A 15,814-nucleotide genomic window follows, 5' to 3' on the forward strand; every position below is an offset into this window, starting at 1 on the left:
AGACCGAATAAACATCACCAATAACAAACACTTACCATCTGGAGCCACACATGAACATTCCTGCAGACCTGAAGTACACCGCTTCCCACGAATGGGTACGCCTTGAAGCCGACGGCACCATCACCGTCGGCATCACCGAGTACGCGCAGGACGCCCTGGGCGACATCGTCTTCGTCGAACTGCCAACCGTGGGCAACACCTATGGCGCCGGCGACGACGCCGCCGTGGTGGAATCGGTCAAGGCAGCGAGCGACATCTACGCGCCGATTGCCGGCGAAGTCGTGGCAGTCAACGACGACGTCGTCAATGCGCCTGAATCGATCAACGCCGACGCCTACGCCAACTGGCTGTTCAAGATCAAGCCAGCCGACGTGTCGGCCCTGGACGGCTTGCTCGACGCTGCCGCCTATGGCGCCACCACCAGCGCCTAATCGCGTTTGACTCACGGGCCGCGTCTGCGGCCCGTTTGCATTTTTTCTGCGCTGCGCCCGCGCGCCGCATCCCGGTTTTTCAGTCTCTTTGGCCTCTATACCATGACCCGCACCAGCCTGACCCAACTCGAAGCACGCGATGCCTTCATCGCCCGCCACATCGGCCCTTCCTCCACCGAACAGCAAGCCATGCTGGCGACCCTCGGCTACCCATCGCGCGCCGCGCTGATCGACGCCCTGGTACCGGCCAACATCCGCAACAAGGGCGCCCTGCCCCTGGGCGCGTACTCGCAGCCGATGCCGGAACAGGAAGCTTTGTTACGCCTGAAAGCCATCGCCGGCAAGAACCAGGTGCTCAAGTCCCTGATCGGCCAAGGCTACTACAACACCTTTACGCCAGGCGTCGTGTTGCGCAACATCTTTGAAAATCCTGCCTGGTACACGGCCTACACGCCTTACCAGCCCGAGATTTCGCAAGGCCGCCTGGAAGCGATCCTGAACTTCCAGCAAGTGATCACGGACCTGACGGGCATGGGCATTTCGAACGCCTCGATGCTGGACGAAGGCACGGCCGCCGCCGAGGCGATGACCCTGATCCAGCGCGTGGGCAAGTCGAAATCGAACGTGCTGTACGTGGCCAATGACGTGCTGCCGCAAACGCTGGAAGTGGTGCAGACGCGCGCCCAGCCGATCGGCATTGAAGTGCGTAGTTTCGACCCGGCTGAAATCGAGTCGCTGGACGCCTGCTTCGGCGTGCTGCTGCAATACCCTGGCGTGAATGGTGTCGTGCGCGACTACCGCGCCGGTGTGGAAAAACTACACGCGAATGGCGCCATGGTCATCGTCGCGGCCGACCTGCTGGCCCTGACCATGCTCACGCCACCGGGCGAATGGGGCGCCGACGTCGTCGTCGGCAACAGCCAGCGCTTCGGCGTGCCGCTCGGTTTCGGCGGCCCGCACGCCGGCTATTTGTCGACGCGCGATGAATTCAAGCGCAATATGTCGGGCCGCCTGGTGGGCGTGACTGTCGATGCGCAAGGCAACAAGGCGTATCGTTTGGCCCTGCAAACGCGCGAACAGCATATCCGCCGCGAAAAAGCCACGTCCAACATCTGCACGGCGCAAGTACTGCTGGCCGTGATGGCGTCGATGTACGCCGTCTACCACGGCCCTGCCGGCCTGCTGCAGATCGCCCAGCGCGTGCACCGCTTTACAGGCATGCTGGCCGCCAACCTGAAGACCCTCGGCTATGGCGTCGTCAACGCGAGCTACTTCGACACCCTGACCGTCAACGTCGCCGATGCAGCGCAACTGCACGCGACGGCCATGCACCACGGCGTCAACCTGCGCAAGATCGATGCCACCCACGTCGGCGTGTCGCTCGATGAAACCACCACGCGCGACGATATCGCGCTGCTGTGGAAGGTGTTCGCGCACGGCCTGGTCAACGCGCCGGCCGCCCCCGACCTGGACGCCGTCGAAGCGAATGTGACCAGCGCGCTGCCGGCCAACCTGGCACGCGAGAGCGCCTACCTGACCCACCCCGTATTCAACAGCTACCACTCGGAACACGAAATGCTGCGCTACCTGCGCAGCCTGGCCGACAAGGACCTGGCGCTGGACCGCACCATGATCCCGCTCGGCTCGTGCACCATGAAGCTGAACGCGACGAGTGAAATGATTCCCGTCACCTGGCCCGAGTTCTCGAACATCCACCCGTTCGCGCCGGACGCGCAAACCGTGGGCTACCGCGAAATGATCGCGCAACTGGAAGAGATGCTGTGCGCGCTGACCGGCTACGCGGCCGTCTCGCTGCAGCCGAACGCCGGCTCGCAGGGCGAATACGCGGGCCTGCTGGTGATCAAGGCGTATCACGAATCGCGCGGCGAAGGCCACCGCAACATCTGCTTGATCCCGTCGTCGGCGCACGGCACCAACCCTGCCTCGGCCAATATGGTCGGCATGCAGGTAGTCGTCACCAGTTGCGATGCCAACGGCAACGTCGACCTGGCCGACCTGAAGGCGAAAGCGGAAAAGCACAGCGCCAACCTGGCGTGCGTGATGGTCACCTACCCGTCCACCCACGGCGTGTTTGAAGAAGGCATCCAGGAACTGTGCGAGATCATCCACTCGCACGGCGGCCAGGTCTACATCGACGGCGCCAACATGAACGCGCTGGTCGGCGTGGCCGCTCCCGGCTCGTTTGGCGGCGACGTGTCGCACCTGAACCTGCATAAAACCTTCTGCATCCCGCACGGCGGTGGCGGACCGGGCGTCGGCCCGATCGGCGTCGGCGCGCACCTGGCGAAATTCCTGCCGAACCAGCGTTCGTCGGGCTACCAGCGCGATGCCGCCGGTATCGGCGCTGTCAGCGCCGCACCATTCGGCTCGGCCAGCATCCTGCCGATTTCATGGATGTACATCGCCATGATGGGCGCGGAAGGCTTGACGGCAGCGACCGAGACGGCGATTCTGGCAGCGAACTACATCGCGCGCCGCTTGGCGCCGCACTACCCGGTGCTGTACTCGGGCCACGACGGCCTGGTCGCGCACGAGTGCATCCTGGACCTGCGCCCGATCACGGACGCCACCGGCATCAGCAACGAAGACGTGGCAAAGCGCCTGATGGACTTCGGTTTCCATGCGCCGACCATGAGCTTCCCCGTGCCGGGCACCCTGATGATCGAGCCGACGGAAAGCGAATCGAAAGTGGAAATCGACCGTTTCATCGACGCCATGATCGCCATCCGCGCGGAAATCGCCAAGGTCGCCAGCGGTGAATTCGACCACGACGACAACCCTTTGAAAAACGCGCCGCACACGGCACAGGTGCTGATGTCGGACAACTGGGAACGCAAGTACAGCCGTGAAATCGCGGCCTACCCCGTCGCTTCCTTGCGCCAGCGCAAATACTGGCCACCGGTCGGCCGCGCCGACAACGTGTACGGCGACCGCAACCTGTTCTGCGGCTGCGCTCCTATCAGCTCTTACGAAGAAGAGTAAACGCCTGCTGCCCGGCTAACCGGGCAAGAGGAAAGCAAAACGGCAGGCCGCGAGGTCTGCCGTTTTTTTTGCGCCGCTTTATAGCGCCAGCAAGGCGCCCCCTGGCAAGCCCAGCACGGTGCCCAGTATCGTCAGGCATACGACATCGCGCCGCTCGCAACGGGTACGGTGCGAGCTCCAGGCGGCAAACAGCAACGCCACGGCCACGCCGCTGAGCGCAATTCCCGCTTCCGTCATGCCAGTTCTCCCGTCATTGTTTCTTTCTTCATTGCTCTGCGCCCTTTCAAATTATTGAACTAACTACCTACCGGTAGGCAGTAAGTGTACAATAAAAAACACGGCGGCGTTCATGCCCCGTTTTTTTGATGACATGAAGGAATCACGATGCAGCAGCAAACCACTCTCCCCGCCGCCAGTCTTGGGCTGGCGGCTTCCCTGGCCCTGGTGGCCGTGCTCGGTCCGGCCGGCATCGACATGTACCTGGCCTCGATGCCGGCCATGGCGCGCGAGCTGCACACCTCGTACGCGAATGTACAGCTGAGCCTTACCGTTTTCCTGCTGGCCCTGGGTGGCGGGCAGCTGCTGTGCGGGCCGCTGACCGACATGCTGGGCCGGCGCCGTCCGCTGCTGGCCGGCATCGCCGTCTACATCGTGGCGGCCGTGTGGGCGGCGCAGGCCGATCAACTGACCACCCTGCTGCTGGCGCGCACCTTGCAGGGTCTGGGCGCGGCGCTGACCCTGGTCGTGGTGATGAGCATGGTGCGCGACGTGGCCGATGGCGTGCAGGCGGCGCAGCTGTTTGCCTTGTTGATGACCATCGTGGGACTGGCGCCCGTGCTGGCGCCCGCCGTGGGCGGCTTGCTCGATGCCCATTACGGCTGGCGCGCCGTGATGCTGGCCCTGGCCGCGCTGGGTGCTTTGACCCTGCTCAATAGCGCGCTATTCCTGCCGGAAACGCTTCCCCACGCCCGCCGCGTCGCGCCGCGCGGCCTGCACCGCACGTATGCGCGCATCGCGCTGGACCGCGCCTTCCTGCTGCCCGCGCTGGCCCTGTCCGCCAGCTTCTTTTTCCTGTTTGCCTATATCGGCGGCGCGTCGCTCGTGTACCAGCGCGATTTCGGCCTGTCGGCCAGCAATTTCGGCCTGATGTTCGGTGCCACGGGCGTGGCTGTGCTGCTGGGCGCGATGGCCAGCGGCCGCCTGGTGGCCCGCCACGGCGTGGCGCGCTTGAGCGTGGCGGGCAGCGTGGCCATGCTGGGCGGCGCGGGACTGGCCCTGCTCGGTGCCTGGGCAGGAGCAGGCATCGCCGCCGTCGTGCCGGGCATGTTCGTGGCCCTGTTTGGCCTGGGCATCGCCGAAGCGGCGCTGATGGCCATGGCCATGGGTTCGCAACAGCGCGCGCTCGGCTCCACGGCGGCATTGCTGGGCGCCATCCAGATGAGCTTATCGTCCCTGGCCACGCCGCTGGCGGCCAGCCTGTCCGAATGGGGACCTGTGCCTTGGCTGCTGTTCTTGACCATGGCCGGCCTGCTGGTATCATGGCTGACCCTGGCCACTGCGCGCGTCCATCCGGCAAGCGCCAGCAGCCTGGGTGCGCACTGACGCTTCACCCCACCATTGCCTATCTATGAAGAAACGCTCGGCCTCCGCCGATAACATCTGTGCCGTTGCCGTCGTGCACTTTTCCGAACATGGCTACGACGCCTCGTCCCTCAGCGATATCGCCGAACAGGCGGGCATGCGCAAGGCTTCGCTGTACTCGCACTTCGCCGGCAAGGACGCCCTGTTCCTCGACGTGTTTGCCGACGCGCTGGCCGAAGAGCAAGCCTTCATGGATGCCTGTTTCGCCGACGAAGCGGCCCTGGCGACGTCCGGCGGCCAGCGGGCCGGTGCCCTGTACTGCGACCGCATGGCCCAGCGCTACGCGGATTCGGCCCATCTGCGCTTCTTGCTGCGCACGGCCTACCTGCCGCCCGCCACCCTGCGCATCGAAGTCGGCACGGGTTACGAAGCCTTGCTGGCGCAATTGCAGCGGCATTACGTGAATAGCCTGGGCCGCATGGCGCCCACTCTGGCGCCCCAACGCCTCGACCTGTACGCACAAGCCTACCTCGGCATCGTCGACAGCCTGCATGTGGAACTGATCTACGCGGGCGGCGCCGCCCTGCAACAGCGCCATGCGGCACTGTGGCACATCCTTTCCGATTCGCTGGCGATGGCGGCACAACCGGCCTGATGCGAGATCGCTTGCCGCCACACTGTGACTCGACAAACATGCCTGACACAGGCCGCTATCGGCGCTTCGACAGCACCGCTTTGCTAAGTTACATGTGGTACGACTTGCTGCCGGATTTTTCGTGTGCGAAGTTCCGCCAAGGCCCCGAAGCGGATCTTCGATAGTAAGTCCGAATCGGCTCAAGCTTCAACAAGGCAGATCACTGTACCCGTCATAGAGCTATTTTTCCAACTATCATAGCAACGTCATTTATCACCGGAAGACATTAACTTACATGCTTAAAATGGCTAGAGCAGTGACGACAATCACAGTCATCGGTCCACATATACTTGGCCCGAAATATCCGCCAATTTTGGCGAAAAACCGCGTTCAATCAGTGCACAGGCGATAGCCTCCCTCGCATAGTTGTCGGTTGGTAAGCGGGCTTCACGCGAAAGCGATGAAAATTTCGATTTCAACTCTTCGGTCGACCATGGGGCAAGAAGCGCACGCGCCGCAGATAGGTCATTGGCGGTATACTTTACGGCAATGTTATTTAAGGCTGACTGCTGATTAAAACGGAACAGTCGGCCTGGACTCTTGGCGGCAATCTCAGCAGCCATCGACAAATCGGCAATTCCATACCCTAGCCCATACTCGCGGTGTATCGCACCAAGCAGGAAATTAGCAGTTGTACAGATAGGCTTCGCTTGTCCTGTTTCCCTGTCAGCTATGAAAATTAGTACGTACGAGGGGGAAGTCGAGTAATTATGAATCGCAGCGTCATAGCTCTCCAATGATTGAATCATAGGTAGCTTACTGGCACGATTTTCAGAACGACAATGCATCCCGAGCGTCAGGCACATCATCAGAAGAAAATTCTGGATTGACAACTTTAAATATCGGTTTTGCATTGACAACGTTCCTTCGTGATTTCTTCATCGGATGGCCGCTTTTGGCCGATTCAGACGCTGACGTTACGCCACAACAACGCGAATGTATGCCTCTGGCCAGAACAATAGCCCCAAACGAACACCTCCGCCCGCGCTAATGCCATCAACCTTGATTATTTGGCATCTTACGTTCGCATGCACCCACACCCACATTACACTTTGGAAACCTAAGATTTCTTCAGTTGACACTCTTGCAGCGCATCCATAAGATGCCCCCATTATTCATTTACGGAGTCCCACGTGGGTACTTGTTCTAGTGACAGTAGCCGATCTTGTATCGGTGATTGCCTCGGCAGCTAAGCAGCAAGCAACGCGGAATTCCCTTTCCTCCGTGCCTTGCTGAGCAAGGTGCGGTGTCTCGTGCGGCCAGTCCGGCTGCGCGCCTCTCCCCCCTCTTTCCGATCGCGACCGGCTACTGACCCGGATTGGCCGCCAGCACTATCGTGCCTTGGCGGCACGCAAGTCTTGCCTGCGGCTGCGCCGCCCGTCAACACCTCGTCGTGAAAGGAAGAGCCATGAATCTCTTCACCCGCTTATTCGAATCGTTCCTGCGCAAGCGCCATACTGCTGGCAACTTCCGGCGCCGCGCCATGCCGCTGGAAAACAGCACGGCCCGTCCCGTGCCAGATCACCTCGCGCGCCAGTTGCTGGACGCCGCCCATGAAAACCTGGATGGCGCGCTGAACCGCCTGCATACGCGGGTGGAAGGCTTGCGCGATGCCGAGGCCCAAGTCATCGGCGCGCAAACCGGACCGAATGAAGTCGAGCATGAAAAGCCGCTGGCCTGGTACCAGCATCTGTGGCTGTGCTACAAGAATCCCTTCAACCTGCTGCTCACCGTGCTGGCCATCGTTTCCTATCTGACGGAAGACCCGAAAGCGACCATCGTCATCGGCACCATGGTGATTTTGTCGACCCTGCTGCGCTTCGTGCAGGAAGGCCGCTCGAACCGCGCCGCCGAACGCCTGAAAGCCATGGTCAGCAACACCGCCACCGTGCTGCGCAATGGACAGCGGACCGAGCTGCCCATCCGCCAACTGGTGCAGGGCGACATCATCGTGCTGTCGGCCGGCGACATGATCCCCGCCGACTGCCGTTTGCTGTCCGCGAAAGACCTGTTCGTCAGCCAGGCCGCCATGACGGGCGAATCCTTGCCCGTGGAAAAGATGGCCGAACTGGCCGACGCCCATGGCCGCGACCCCATGGAGCTGGCCAATTTGCTGTTCATGGGTACCAACGTGATCTCGGGCGCGGCCACGGCGCTGGTCTTGGCCACGGGCAACCGCACCTATTTCGGCACCATCGCCACGCGCGTGACGGCCACCGAGCGCACGCCCACCGCGTTTGAAGCGGGCGTGAACAGCGTCAGCTGGCTGCTGATCCGCTTCGCCCTCGTGATGGCGCCGCTGGTGTTCCTGATCAATGGCTGGACCAAGGGCGACTGGATGGAAGCATTCCTGTTCGCCCTGTCCGTGGCCGTCGGTCTGACGCCGGAAATGCTGCCCATGATCGTCACCAGCACCCTGGCCAAGGGCGCCGTGAAACTGTCGAAAAAGAAAGTCGTCGTGAAACGCCTGGACGCCATCCAGAACTTCGGCGCCATGGACGTCTTGTGCACGGACAAGACAGGCACCCTGACGCAGGACAAGATCGTGCTCGAGCGCCATACCGATGTATTCGGTCAGCCCTCCGATGAAGTGCTGCAATTCGCCTATTTGAACAGCCACTACCAGACGGGTCTCAAAAACCTGCTCGATCGCGCAGTGCTCGACCATGTGGAATTGCAGACGGAAATGCAGCTGGCCCGCGATTACGTCAAAGTCGATGAAATCCCCTTCGATTTCGTGCGCCGCCGCATGTCCGTTGTCGTTTCCGAAAAGAATGACCACCATGAATTGATCTGCAAGGGCGCCGTTGAGGAAATCCTCGCCGCCTGCAGCCATCTGCGCCTGGGAGGCGTGAATATTCCCCTCGATCCTGCCCTGCTGGCGAAAGTGCTGGAAACCACGCATGGTCTCAATGCGGAAGGCTTGCGCGTGGTGGCGGTGGCCGTCAAGGAAGTGCCGCCGCATAAAACCGTGTATGGCGTGGCCGATGAAACGGCGCTGACCCTGATCGGCTATGTCGCCTTCCTCGATCCGCCGAAGGAATCGACGGCGCCTGCCCTGCGCGCGCTGGCCGAACATGGCGTCACCGTGAAGGTCTTGACGGGCGACAACCACCTGGTGACGGCGAAGATTTGCCGCGAAGTGGGCCTGGCCGTGCACGGCGTGCTGCAAGGCCCGCAACTGGACGACATGGACGACGCCACCCTGGCGCAAGCCGCCGAAGACAATACCGTGTTTGCCAAGCTCAGCCCGCTACACAAGGAGCGCCTGGTGCGCGCCCTGCGCGGCAATGGCCATATCGTCGGCTTCATGGGCGACGGCATCAACGACGCGCCCGCCTTGCGCGCCGCCGACATCGGCATTTCCGTCGATTCGGCCGTCGATATCGCCAAGGAAGCGGCCGACATCATTCTGCTGGAAAAGAGCCTGATGGTGCTGGAAGAAGGCGTGCTGGAAGGCCGGCGCACCTTCAGCAACATGCTCAAGTACATCCGCATGACGGCCAGCTCAAACTTCGGCAATGTGTTTTCCGTGCTGGTGGCCAGCGCCTTCCTGCCGTTTTTGCCGATGCTGCCGCTGCACTTGCTGGTGCAAAACCTGCTGTACGACGTGTCGCAGATCGCCATCCCGTTCGACAATGTCGACGCGGAGCTGATCCAGCAGCCTTTGAGCTGGAACCCGCGTGACATCGGCCGCTTCATGGTCTTTTTTGGCCCCATCAGCTCGATCTTCGACATCAGCACCTTTATTTTGATGTGGCATGTGTTCGGCGCGAATACGCCAGAACAGCAGACCCTGTTCCAGTCCGGCTGGTTCGTCGTGGGCTTGCTGACGCAGACCCTGATCGTGCACCTGATCCGCACGCCCAAGCTGCCCTTCATCGACAGCATCGCGTCCGTGCCACTGCTGGTGGCCACCACCATCATCATGGCCGTGGGCGTGTTCCTGCCGATGGGACCGCTGGCGACCTACTTTAAATTGCAAGCCTTGCCGTTGGCCTACTTCCCCTGGCTGCTGGCCATCCTGGTCTGCTACACCCTGCTGACGACGTTCATGAAACGCGTGTACCTGCGCAAATTCGGCTGGCAATAGTATGATGGACCGCTCTTTCCCCTACAAAAGGCGCGCATGAGCGGCTCATCCCTTTCCAAACGCACACAAGCCCTGCTGCTGTCGGCGCTGGTGTTTCCCGGCAGCGGGCATTTTGTATTGCAACGCAAGGCGCGCGGCTGCCTCTTCCTCGTGCCTGCCCTGATCGCGCTGGTGCTCGTATTGCGCCAGATCATGGCACGCTTGGACCAGGTTCTGGCACAGATCGACAGCGGCGCCCTGCCGCTCGACGTGCAACTGATCATGGAAAAAATCGATGCACTGTCCGCCAATGATGGCCCTGTCATGACGGTGGCCGTGGGCGTGCTGGTGGCGTGCTGGCTCGGCAGCCTCATCGATACCTGGCTCATCAAGCCATGACGGCGGAGGCAGAGGCACGCAAACAGCGCAAGGAAGCAAAGATGCAGGCGCGCCGCGCGCAGCTGGCGCTCAGGCGCCAGGACCATGGCGGCCCGCTGGCCTGGCGCGGCTGGTTCGACGGTTCCGCCCATCCTAACCCTGGCAAGCTGGGCATAGGCGCCCTGCTGCTGGGACCGAACGGCGAACGCATCGAAGTGAGTGAGGCGGCCGGCCATGGCAGCAGCAGTGACGCGGAATATGCGGCCCTGACGGCCCTGCTGCAAGCGGCGCTCGGCGTGCGCCCGCCGCCCGTGCAACTGCTGCTGTACGGCGACAGCCAGGTGGTGATCAATGATGTGCTGGGAACGACGCCCGTCGGCGCCAAGGGGCTGGAAATACAAAGGGCCACCGTAGTGGCCCTGCTGGAACAATTCACTGACGTGAGCTTGCGCTGGCTGCCGCGCCACAGGAATGGCGAGGCGGACCGGCTGTCGCAGTTGGCGATCGCCGGCTCGGTGGTGAAAAATTAAGCGGCGCGGCCTATCCGCAATGCTTCTTGCGGCGCTTTCGCTGCCGGGCGCTTGACGCCCTTCAAACCGCTGACACTGGCCTGTTGCCCATTCAGTTTAAACACGCTGACGACCTGCGCCAGCTTGTGCGCCTGGTGCTGCATCGATTCGGCGGCCGCCGCCGACTCTTCCACCAGGGCCGCATTTTGTTGTGTCACGGCATCCATCTGGCCGATGGCGCGGTTGATCTCGTCGATGCCCACGCTTTGCTCGCTGCTGGCCGCCGTGATTTCCGTGATGATATCGCTCACGCGCTGCACGCTGTCGACGATGTCGTTCATGGTCGAACCGGCTTGCGCCACCAGCATGCTGCCCGCGTTGACTTGCTCCACGGACGCGCCGATCAGGGTCTTGATCTCTTTCGCCGCCGACGCCGAACGCTGCGCCAGGTTGCGCACCTCGGACGCCACCACGGCAAAGCCGCGTCCCTGCTCACCGGCACGGGCCGCTTCCACGGCTGCATTCAAGGCCAAAATATTGGTCTGGAAAGCGATGCCGTCAATCACGCTGATGATGTCGACGATCTTGTTCGACGAAGCATTGATCGATTCCATCGTGCCGACCACTTGCGTCACCACTTCGCCGCCCTTGACGGCCACTTGCGCCGCCGAGGCTGCGAGTTGATTCGCCTGCCGCGCATTGTCCGCATTCTGCTTCACGGTGCTGGTCAGCTCTTCCATCGAAGACGCCGTTTCTTCCAACGAGCCGGCCTGCTCTTCCGTGCGGGAAGACAGGTCTTGATTCCCTGCCGCAATCTGCGTCGAGGACGTGGCGATGCTGTCCGTGCCGCTGCGCACTTCGCCGACGATGTTGAGCAAGCTGGTGTTCATATCCTTCAGGGCGAGCAGCAATTGCCCGGTTTCATCCATGGCGCTGGCTTCGATCTGCGCCGTCAAGTCACCATCGGCCACCTTGCGGGCGATCTCCACGGCCGTGCGCAGGGGGCGTACGATGCCCATCGTCAACAGCCAGGCGCAGACGACGCCAAACGCCAGCGCCAGCGTGGCCAGGGTCAGCAGCAGGGTGCGGCTGGTATTGGCGACGGCGTCGATCTCGCGCGCCGTCGTGTCGATGCTGGCGCGCTGATACTCCAGCATATTGCGTACCACCGTCAGATACTTGGTCGAACCGGGCACGAAAACATTCTGGAACACCTTGTCCGCCTCCTCTGCCTGGCCATCCACTTTCAGCTTCGACACTTGTGCCCGCGCATCGAGGTAGACCTTGCGCTGTTCGCTGACCTGGCGGAACAATTCAGTTTCTTGCGGACCGGAAATCAAGGCTTCGATTTTCTTTTGCAGCTCGCCAGATACAACCGACGATTGCTTGGCCTCTTCCGCAAAATACGGCCCCAGCGAGGTGTCGGCACTGCGCACGATGGCTGTGGTGCGGCGCACGCCGCTATCGATCTTCCCATACCAGTCGGAAATATAGCGTTCCTTGGCCAAGGGCTGCTCCATCATGTTGCGCGTGGCGCTGGCCACTTCATGCAAACGCCACACGCTGATACCCGTGATAAGCATGGAAAACAGCAAAATCACGGCAAAACCCAGGCCGAGGCGCACACCGATACTGACGTTTCTTAATAAATTCATGTAAATATCCTAAAAAAGCGGAATCTGACTATACGGGGGAGTGCAAAAAGCGGCTGCCAGGGGCAGCCGCGCCGGCATCAGCGTGCGCCGATGCGCAAGGCAGTTTGTGGTGCTGTCGGCGGCTTGATCGCGTTCGCAGCGCCGGCCTGCTGGCCATTAAGCTTGAACACGCTGACGACTTGCGCCAGTTTGTGCGCCTGATGCTGCATCGATTCGGCGGCCGCCGCCGACTCTTCCACCAGGGCCGCATTTTGTTGCGTCACGGCATCCATCTGGCCGATGGCCCGGTTGATCTCGTCGATGCCCACGCTTTGCTCGCTGCTCGCTGCCGTGATTTCCGTGATGATGTCGCTCACGCGCTGCACGCTATCGACGATATCGTTCATGGTCGAGCCGGCCTGCGCCACCAGCATGCTGCCCGCGTTGACTTGCTCGACCGACGCGCCGATCAGGGTCTTGATCTCTTTCGCCGCCGAAGCCGAACGCTGCGCCAGGTTGCGCACCTCGGATGCCACCACGGCAAAGCCACGCCCCTGTTCACCGGCACGGGCCGCTTCCACGGCCGCATTCAAGGCCAAAATATTGGTCTGAAAAGCAATGCCGTCGATCACGCTGATGATGTCGACGATCTTGTTCGACGAAGCATTGATCGATTCCATCGTGCCCACCACCTGCGTCACCACTTCGCCGCCCTTGACGGCCACTTGCGCTGCCGAGGCTGCGAGTTGATTCGCCTGCCGCGCATTGTCCGCATTCTGCTTCANCACGGTGCTGGTCAGCTCTTCCATCGAAGACGCCGTTTCTTCCAGCGAACCGGCCTGCTCTTCCGTGCGGGAAGACAGGTCCTGGTTGCCGGCGGCAATCTGCGTCGAGGAGGTGGCGATGCTGTCCGTGCCGCTGCGCACTTCGCCGACGATGTTGAGCAAGCTGGTGTTCATATCCTTCAGGGCGAGCAGCAATTGCCCGGTTTCATCCTTGGCGCTGGCGTCGATCTGCGCCGTCAAGTCGCCGTCGGCCACCTTGCGGGCAATCTCCACGGCTATGCGCAGTGGGCGCACGATACCCATTGTCAAGACCCAGGCGCAAACCACGCCAAAAGCCAGTGCCAGCGCGGCCAGCGCCAGCATCAGGGTTCGGCTGGTGCTGGCGACGGCGTCGATTTCGCGCGCGGTCTTGTCGATGCTGGCGCGCTGCTGTTCCAGCAATTCCAGCACCATCTTCTGGTACTTGGCGGCGGCAGGCACGAAGGTCTTTTCAAACACGGCATTGGCGGCATCAACCTGCGCTTCGCCCTTCAGCTTGTAGACCTGGTCGCGCGAACTGATATACACCTTGCGCTGCTCCAGCAAGGCCGCGAACATGGCTTTTTCCTCTGGCGTGTCGATCAGCGCCTCGATCTTCTTTTGCAGTTCGGCCGAGCTGGACGACGAGACTTTCGATTCTTCGGCGAAGTAGCCGCTGAGCGAAGTGTCGCTGCTGCGGGCAATGGCGATAGTGCGGCGCACGGCGCTATCGATGCGGCCATACCAGTCAGAAATATAGCGTTCCTTGGCCAATGGCTGCTCCATCATGACGCGCGTGGCGCTGGCCACGTCGTGCAAGCGCCAGACGCTGATGCCCGTAATAAGCATGGAAAACAGCAAAATGACGGCAAAACCGAGGCCGAGGCGAACACCGATGCTGACGTTGCGTAATACATTCATGTGACTATCCTAAAAAACCCGGACGCCGGCATAGCGACAGGCTGGCGATTTCGTGTTGGCGCGGACGCAGGCTCGCTGCAGTGGCGACACGGGGGTGACAAGTGAAACTGGCGCACGGTTCGGCTGAATCGTGCGCCAGGAAATGCGCTAGCGTGCGCCTTGCAGAAAAAGCAAACAATGCTTGGGGTCAATTGTTTCTAAAAAACCCTGTCAACACCAGGGTGTCGGGAAATGTTCAGGGCAAGGCAACGCCGCCCTGGACTTTTCCTGGCGGCCTAGGCTGCCAATTTTTCGATCAGGCCCATGTCGGCGCTGGACATCAGCTGGTCGATATCGACCAGGATGAGCATGCGCTCGTCGATGGTGCCCAGGCCGATCACGTATTCCGTGTTGATCGAACGGCCCATGTCGGGCGCGGGCTTGATCTGCTCCGGCATCAGGGTGGTGACGTCGGAGACGCGGTCGACGACCATGCCAACCACGCGGTTGCCGATATTGAGAATGATGACGACGGTGAATTGGTCATAGCTGGGCGTACCCAGGTTGAACTTGATGCGCATGTCGACGATCGGCACGATGATGCCGCGCAGGTTGACCACGCCCTTGACGAACTCGGGCGCGTTGGCGATGCGGGTCGGCGTCTCATAGCTGCGGATTTCGCTCACTTTCTGGATGTCGATGCCATACTCTTCCTGGCCCAGGGTAAAAGCCAGGTATTCGGCAGCCTTGGCGACGGTAGCGCCTGTGTCGCTGGAAATGGTGTTCATGATAATCCTTTCGTTAACTCGCCTGAGGCGCAGGCCAAGGCATGCTGCACGCAAGCCCTGGACGTGGCAGAACCATCCACGATGGGATGGCAGTTACTTATATATTTTTTTGCAAATACTTTTTAGCAATTAGTTGATGCCTCTAATTTCCGTGCGGCAATGTTACCCCATGTAAATTTTACATGCACTAAAAAAGAGCAATCGCCAGGTCAGAGATTTTCCAAAATACACTTATGTGGCGAATACGGCACGCCTGGGCGCCAGTTTCTGGGCCGCAAGCGGCGGCGTTTTATGCCACACTGACGGCCCCGGCTTTTTACGCTACAGAATACCAACCATGCAAACCTTGCTTACTCAATGGCAACCACGCCTGCTGGCCCTGGCCACGGCCGGCCTGGGCGACGACAGCGCCCACGACATCAACCACTTGCGGCGCGTCTGGCGCAATGCCTGCGTGCTGCTGCAAGAGCATGCGCAGGCCGACGCTCTCACCGTGATGGCTGCGTGCTATCTGCACGACCTGGTCAACTTGCCGAAAAACCACCCCGAGCGCCACCTGGCGTCGCGCCAGGCCGCCGCGCTGGCTTACCGCCAGCTGGCAGAAATGGATTTCCCGGCAGACAAGTTGCCCGGCGTGGCCCACGCCATCGAGACGCACAGTTTTTCCGCCGACCTCAGGCCCACCACCATCGAAGCGCAAATCGTGCAAGATGCCGACCGCATCGACGCGCTGGGCGCCGTGGGACTGGCGCGCCTGTTCTATACGGCGGCGCGCATGGACAGCGCGCTGGCGCATGGCAACGATCCCTTGGCCCAGCATCGCGCGCTCGACGACAAGGCGTATGCGCTCGACCATATCGTCACCAAGCTCGACAAGCTGCCCGGCAAGATGCAAACGGCGGCGGGCCGCGCGCTGGCCGAAGAACGCCTGGCCGTGCTGACCGATTTCCGCGCCGCCTTTGCTGCGGAATGGGCGATTGCGCTCTAGCATGGCTGGCGATAGCCAGCACCGCGCATGCTG

The 15,814-nt window shown here is 61.6% G+C and carries 13 protein-coding genes; 8 read left to right on the forward strand and 5 right to left on the reverse strand.

The window, feature by feature from the left end:
• Positions 1-50 precede the first annotated feature (50 nt).
• Positions 51-431 (forward strand): glycine cleavage system protein GcvH, encoded by a 381-nt coding sequence (gcvH, locus tag K0F85_RS17020; protein WP_219117158.1) that lies wholly within the window; start codon positions 51-53, stop codon positions 429-431.
• 102 nt (positions 432-533) lie between these two features.
• Complete coding sequence (gene gcvP, locus K0F85_RS17025; protein ID WP_219117159.1) at positions 534-3,434, forward strand: aminomethyl-transferring glycine dehydrogenase; 2,901 nt, start codon at positions 534-536, stop codon at positions 3,432-3,434.
• 78 nt (positions 3,435-3,512) lie between these two features.
• Here the strand turns inward: gcvP and K0F85_RS17030 are convergent, their stop codons facing one another.
• Complete coding sequence (locus K0F85_RS17030; protein ID WP_219117160.1) at positions 3,513-3,671, reverse strand: hypothetical protein; 159 nt, start codon at positions 3,669-3,671, stop codon at positions 3,513-3,515.
• A 147-nt stretch (positions 3,672-3,818) separates the two neighbouring features.
• Between K0F85_RS17030 and K0F85_RS17035 the strand changes: the two genes are divergently transcribed.
• On the forward strand, positions 3,819-5,036 hold the full coding sequence (locus K0F85_RS17035) for a Bcr/CflA family efflux MFS transporter (RefSeq protein ID WP_219117161.1): 1,218 nt from the start codon (positions 3,819-3,821) through the stop codon (positions 5,034-5,036).
• 25 nt (positions 5,037-5,061) lie between these two features.
• Entirely contained in the window at positions 5,062-5,670 is a 609-nt protein-coding gene (locus K0F85_RS17040) for a TetR/AcrR family transcriptional regulator (RefSeq protein WP_219117162.1), read from the forward strand.
• 311 nt (positions 5,671-5,981) lie between these two features.
• Here the strand turns inward: K0F85_RS17040 and K0F85_RS17045 are convergent, their stop codons facing one another.
• On the reverse strand, positions 5,982-6,563 hold the full coding sequence (locus K0F85_RS17045; RefSeq protein WP_219117163.1) for a hypothetical protein: 582 nt from the start codon (positions 6,561-6,563) through the stop codon (positions 5,982-5,984).
• Positions 6,564-7,117: 554 nt separating this feature from the next.
• Here K0F85_RS17045 and mgtA point away from each other — a divergent pair.
• The 3 genes from mgtA to K0F85_RS17060 are packed head-to-tail and all read left to right on the forward strand — an operon-like array spanning position 7,118 to position 10,689.
• The gene (gene mgtA / locus K0F85_RS17050; RefSeq protein ID WP_219117164.1) at positions 7,118-9,802 is read left to right on the forward strand and encodes a magnesium-translocating P-type ATPase; all 2,685 of its coding nucleotides are present in this window, start codon (positions 7,118-7,120) and stop codon (positions 9,800-9,802) included.
• 36 nt (positions 9,803-9,838) lie between these two features.
• On the forward strand, positions 9,839-10,180 hold the full coding sequence (locus K0F85_RS17055) for a hypothetical protein (protein WP_219117165.1): 342 nt from the start codon (positions 9,839-9,841) through the stop codon (positions 10,178-10,180).
• Positions 10,177-10,689 carry a ribonuclease HI family protein gene (locus K0F85_RS17060; RefSeq protein WP_219117166.1) on the forward strand — a complete coding sequence of 171 codons (513 nt, stop codon included), beginning with the start codon at positions 10,177-10,179 and terminating at the stop codon, positions 10,687-10,689. The genes K0F85_RS17055 and K0F85_RS17060 overlap by 4 nt, the downstream gene beginning before the upstream one ends.
• Here K0F85_RS17060 and K0F85_RS17065 read toward each other — a convergent pair.
• From K0F85_RS17065 to K0F85_RS17075, 3 genes are all read right to left on the reverse strand, one after another.
• Positions 10,686-12,323: a methyl-accepting chemotaxis protein gene (locus K0F85_RS17065; RefSeq protein WP_219117167.1), complete on the reverse strand. Its 1,638-nt coding sequence runs from the start codon at positions 12,321-12,323 to the stop codon at positions 10,686-10,688. The genes K0F85_RS17060 and K0F85_RS17065 overlap by 4 nt on opposite strands.
• Before the next feature lie 77 nt (positions 12,324-12,400).
• On the reverse strand, positions 12,401-14,026 hold the full coding sequence (locus K0F85_RS17070) for a methyl-accepting chemotaxis protein (RefSeq protein WP_219117168.1): 1,626 nt from the start codon (positions 14,024-14,026) through the stop codon (positions 12,401-12,403).
• A gap of 275 nt (positions 14,027-14,301) precedes the next feature.
• The gene (locus K0F85_RS17075; protein ID WP_035818113.1) at positions 14,302-14,793 is read right to left on the reverse strand and encodes a chemotaxis protein CheW; all 492 of its coding nucleotides are present in this window, start codon (positions 14,791-14,793) and stop codon (positions 14,302-14,304) included.
• A gap of 337 nt (positions 14,794-15,130) precedes the next feature.
• On the opposite strand from K0F85_RS17075, the gene K0F85_RS17080 reads away from it, so the two are divergent.
• A complete protein-coding gene (locus tag K0F85_RS17080) occupies positions 15,131-15,781 on the forward strand; it encodes an HD domain-containing protein (RefSeq protein WP_219117169.1) in 651 nt (216 codons plus the stop codon).
• Positions 15,782-15,814 lie beyond the last annotated feature (33 nt).

The organism is Janthinobacterium sp. UMAB-56, assembly GCF_900095265.1.
GTDB lineage: Bacteria > Pseudomonadota > Gammaproteobacteria > Burkholderiales > Burkholderiaceae_D > Janthinobacterium.

Coding starts and splice junctions, on each gene's coding strand:
- K0F85_RS17075 (WP_035818113.1), bottom strand. CDS start 14,793: ATGAACACCATTTCCAGCGACACAGGCGCTACCGTCGCCAAGGCTGCC.
- K0F85_RS17030 (WP_219117160.1), bottom strand. CDS start 3,671: ATGACGGAAGCGGGAATTGCGCTCAGCGGCGTGGCCGTGGCGTTGCTG.
- K0F85_RS17065 (WP_219117167.1), bottom strand. CDS start 12,323: ATGAATTTATTAAGAAACGTCAGTATCGGTGTGCGCCTCGGCCTGGGT.
- K0F85_RS17045 (WP_219117163.1), bottom strand. CDS start 6,563: ATGCAAAACCGATATTTAAAGTTGTCAATCCAGAATTTTCTTCTGATG.
- gcvP (WP_219117159.1), top strand. CDS start 534: ATGACCCGCACCAGCCTGACCCAACTCGAAGCACGCGATGCCTTCATC.
- K0F85_RS17040 (WP_219117162.1), top strand. CDS start 5,062: ATGAAGAAACGCTCGGCCTCCGCCGATAACATCTGTGCCGTTGCCGTC.
- gcvH (WP_219117158.1), top strand. CDS start 51: ATGAACATTCCTGCAGACCTGAAGTACACCGCTTCCCACGAATGGGTA.
- K0F85_RS17080 (WP_219117169.1), top strand. CDS start 15,131: ATGCAAACCTTGCTTACTCAATGGCAACCACGCCTGCTGGCCCTGGCC.
- K0F85_RS17060 (WP_219117166.1), top strand. CDS start 10,177: ATGACGGCGGAGGCAGAGGCACGCAAACAGCGCAAGGAAGCAAAGATG.
- mgtA (WP_219117164.1), top strand. CDS start 7,118: ATGAATCTCTTCACCCGCTTATTCGAATCGTTCCTGCGCAAGCGCCAT.
- K0F85_RS17055 (WP_219117165.1), top strand. CDS start 9,839: ATGAGCGGCTCATCCCTTTCCAAACGCACACAAGCCCTGCTGCTGTCG.
- K0F85_RS17035 (WP_219117161.1), top strand. CDS start 3,819: ATGCAGCAGCAAACCACTCTCCCCGCCGCCAGTCTTGGGCTGGCGGCT.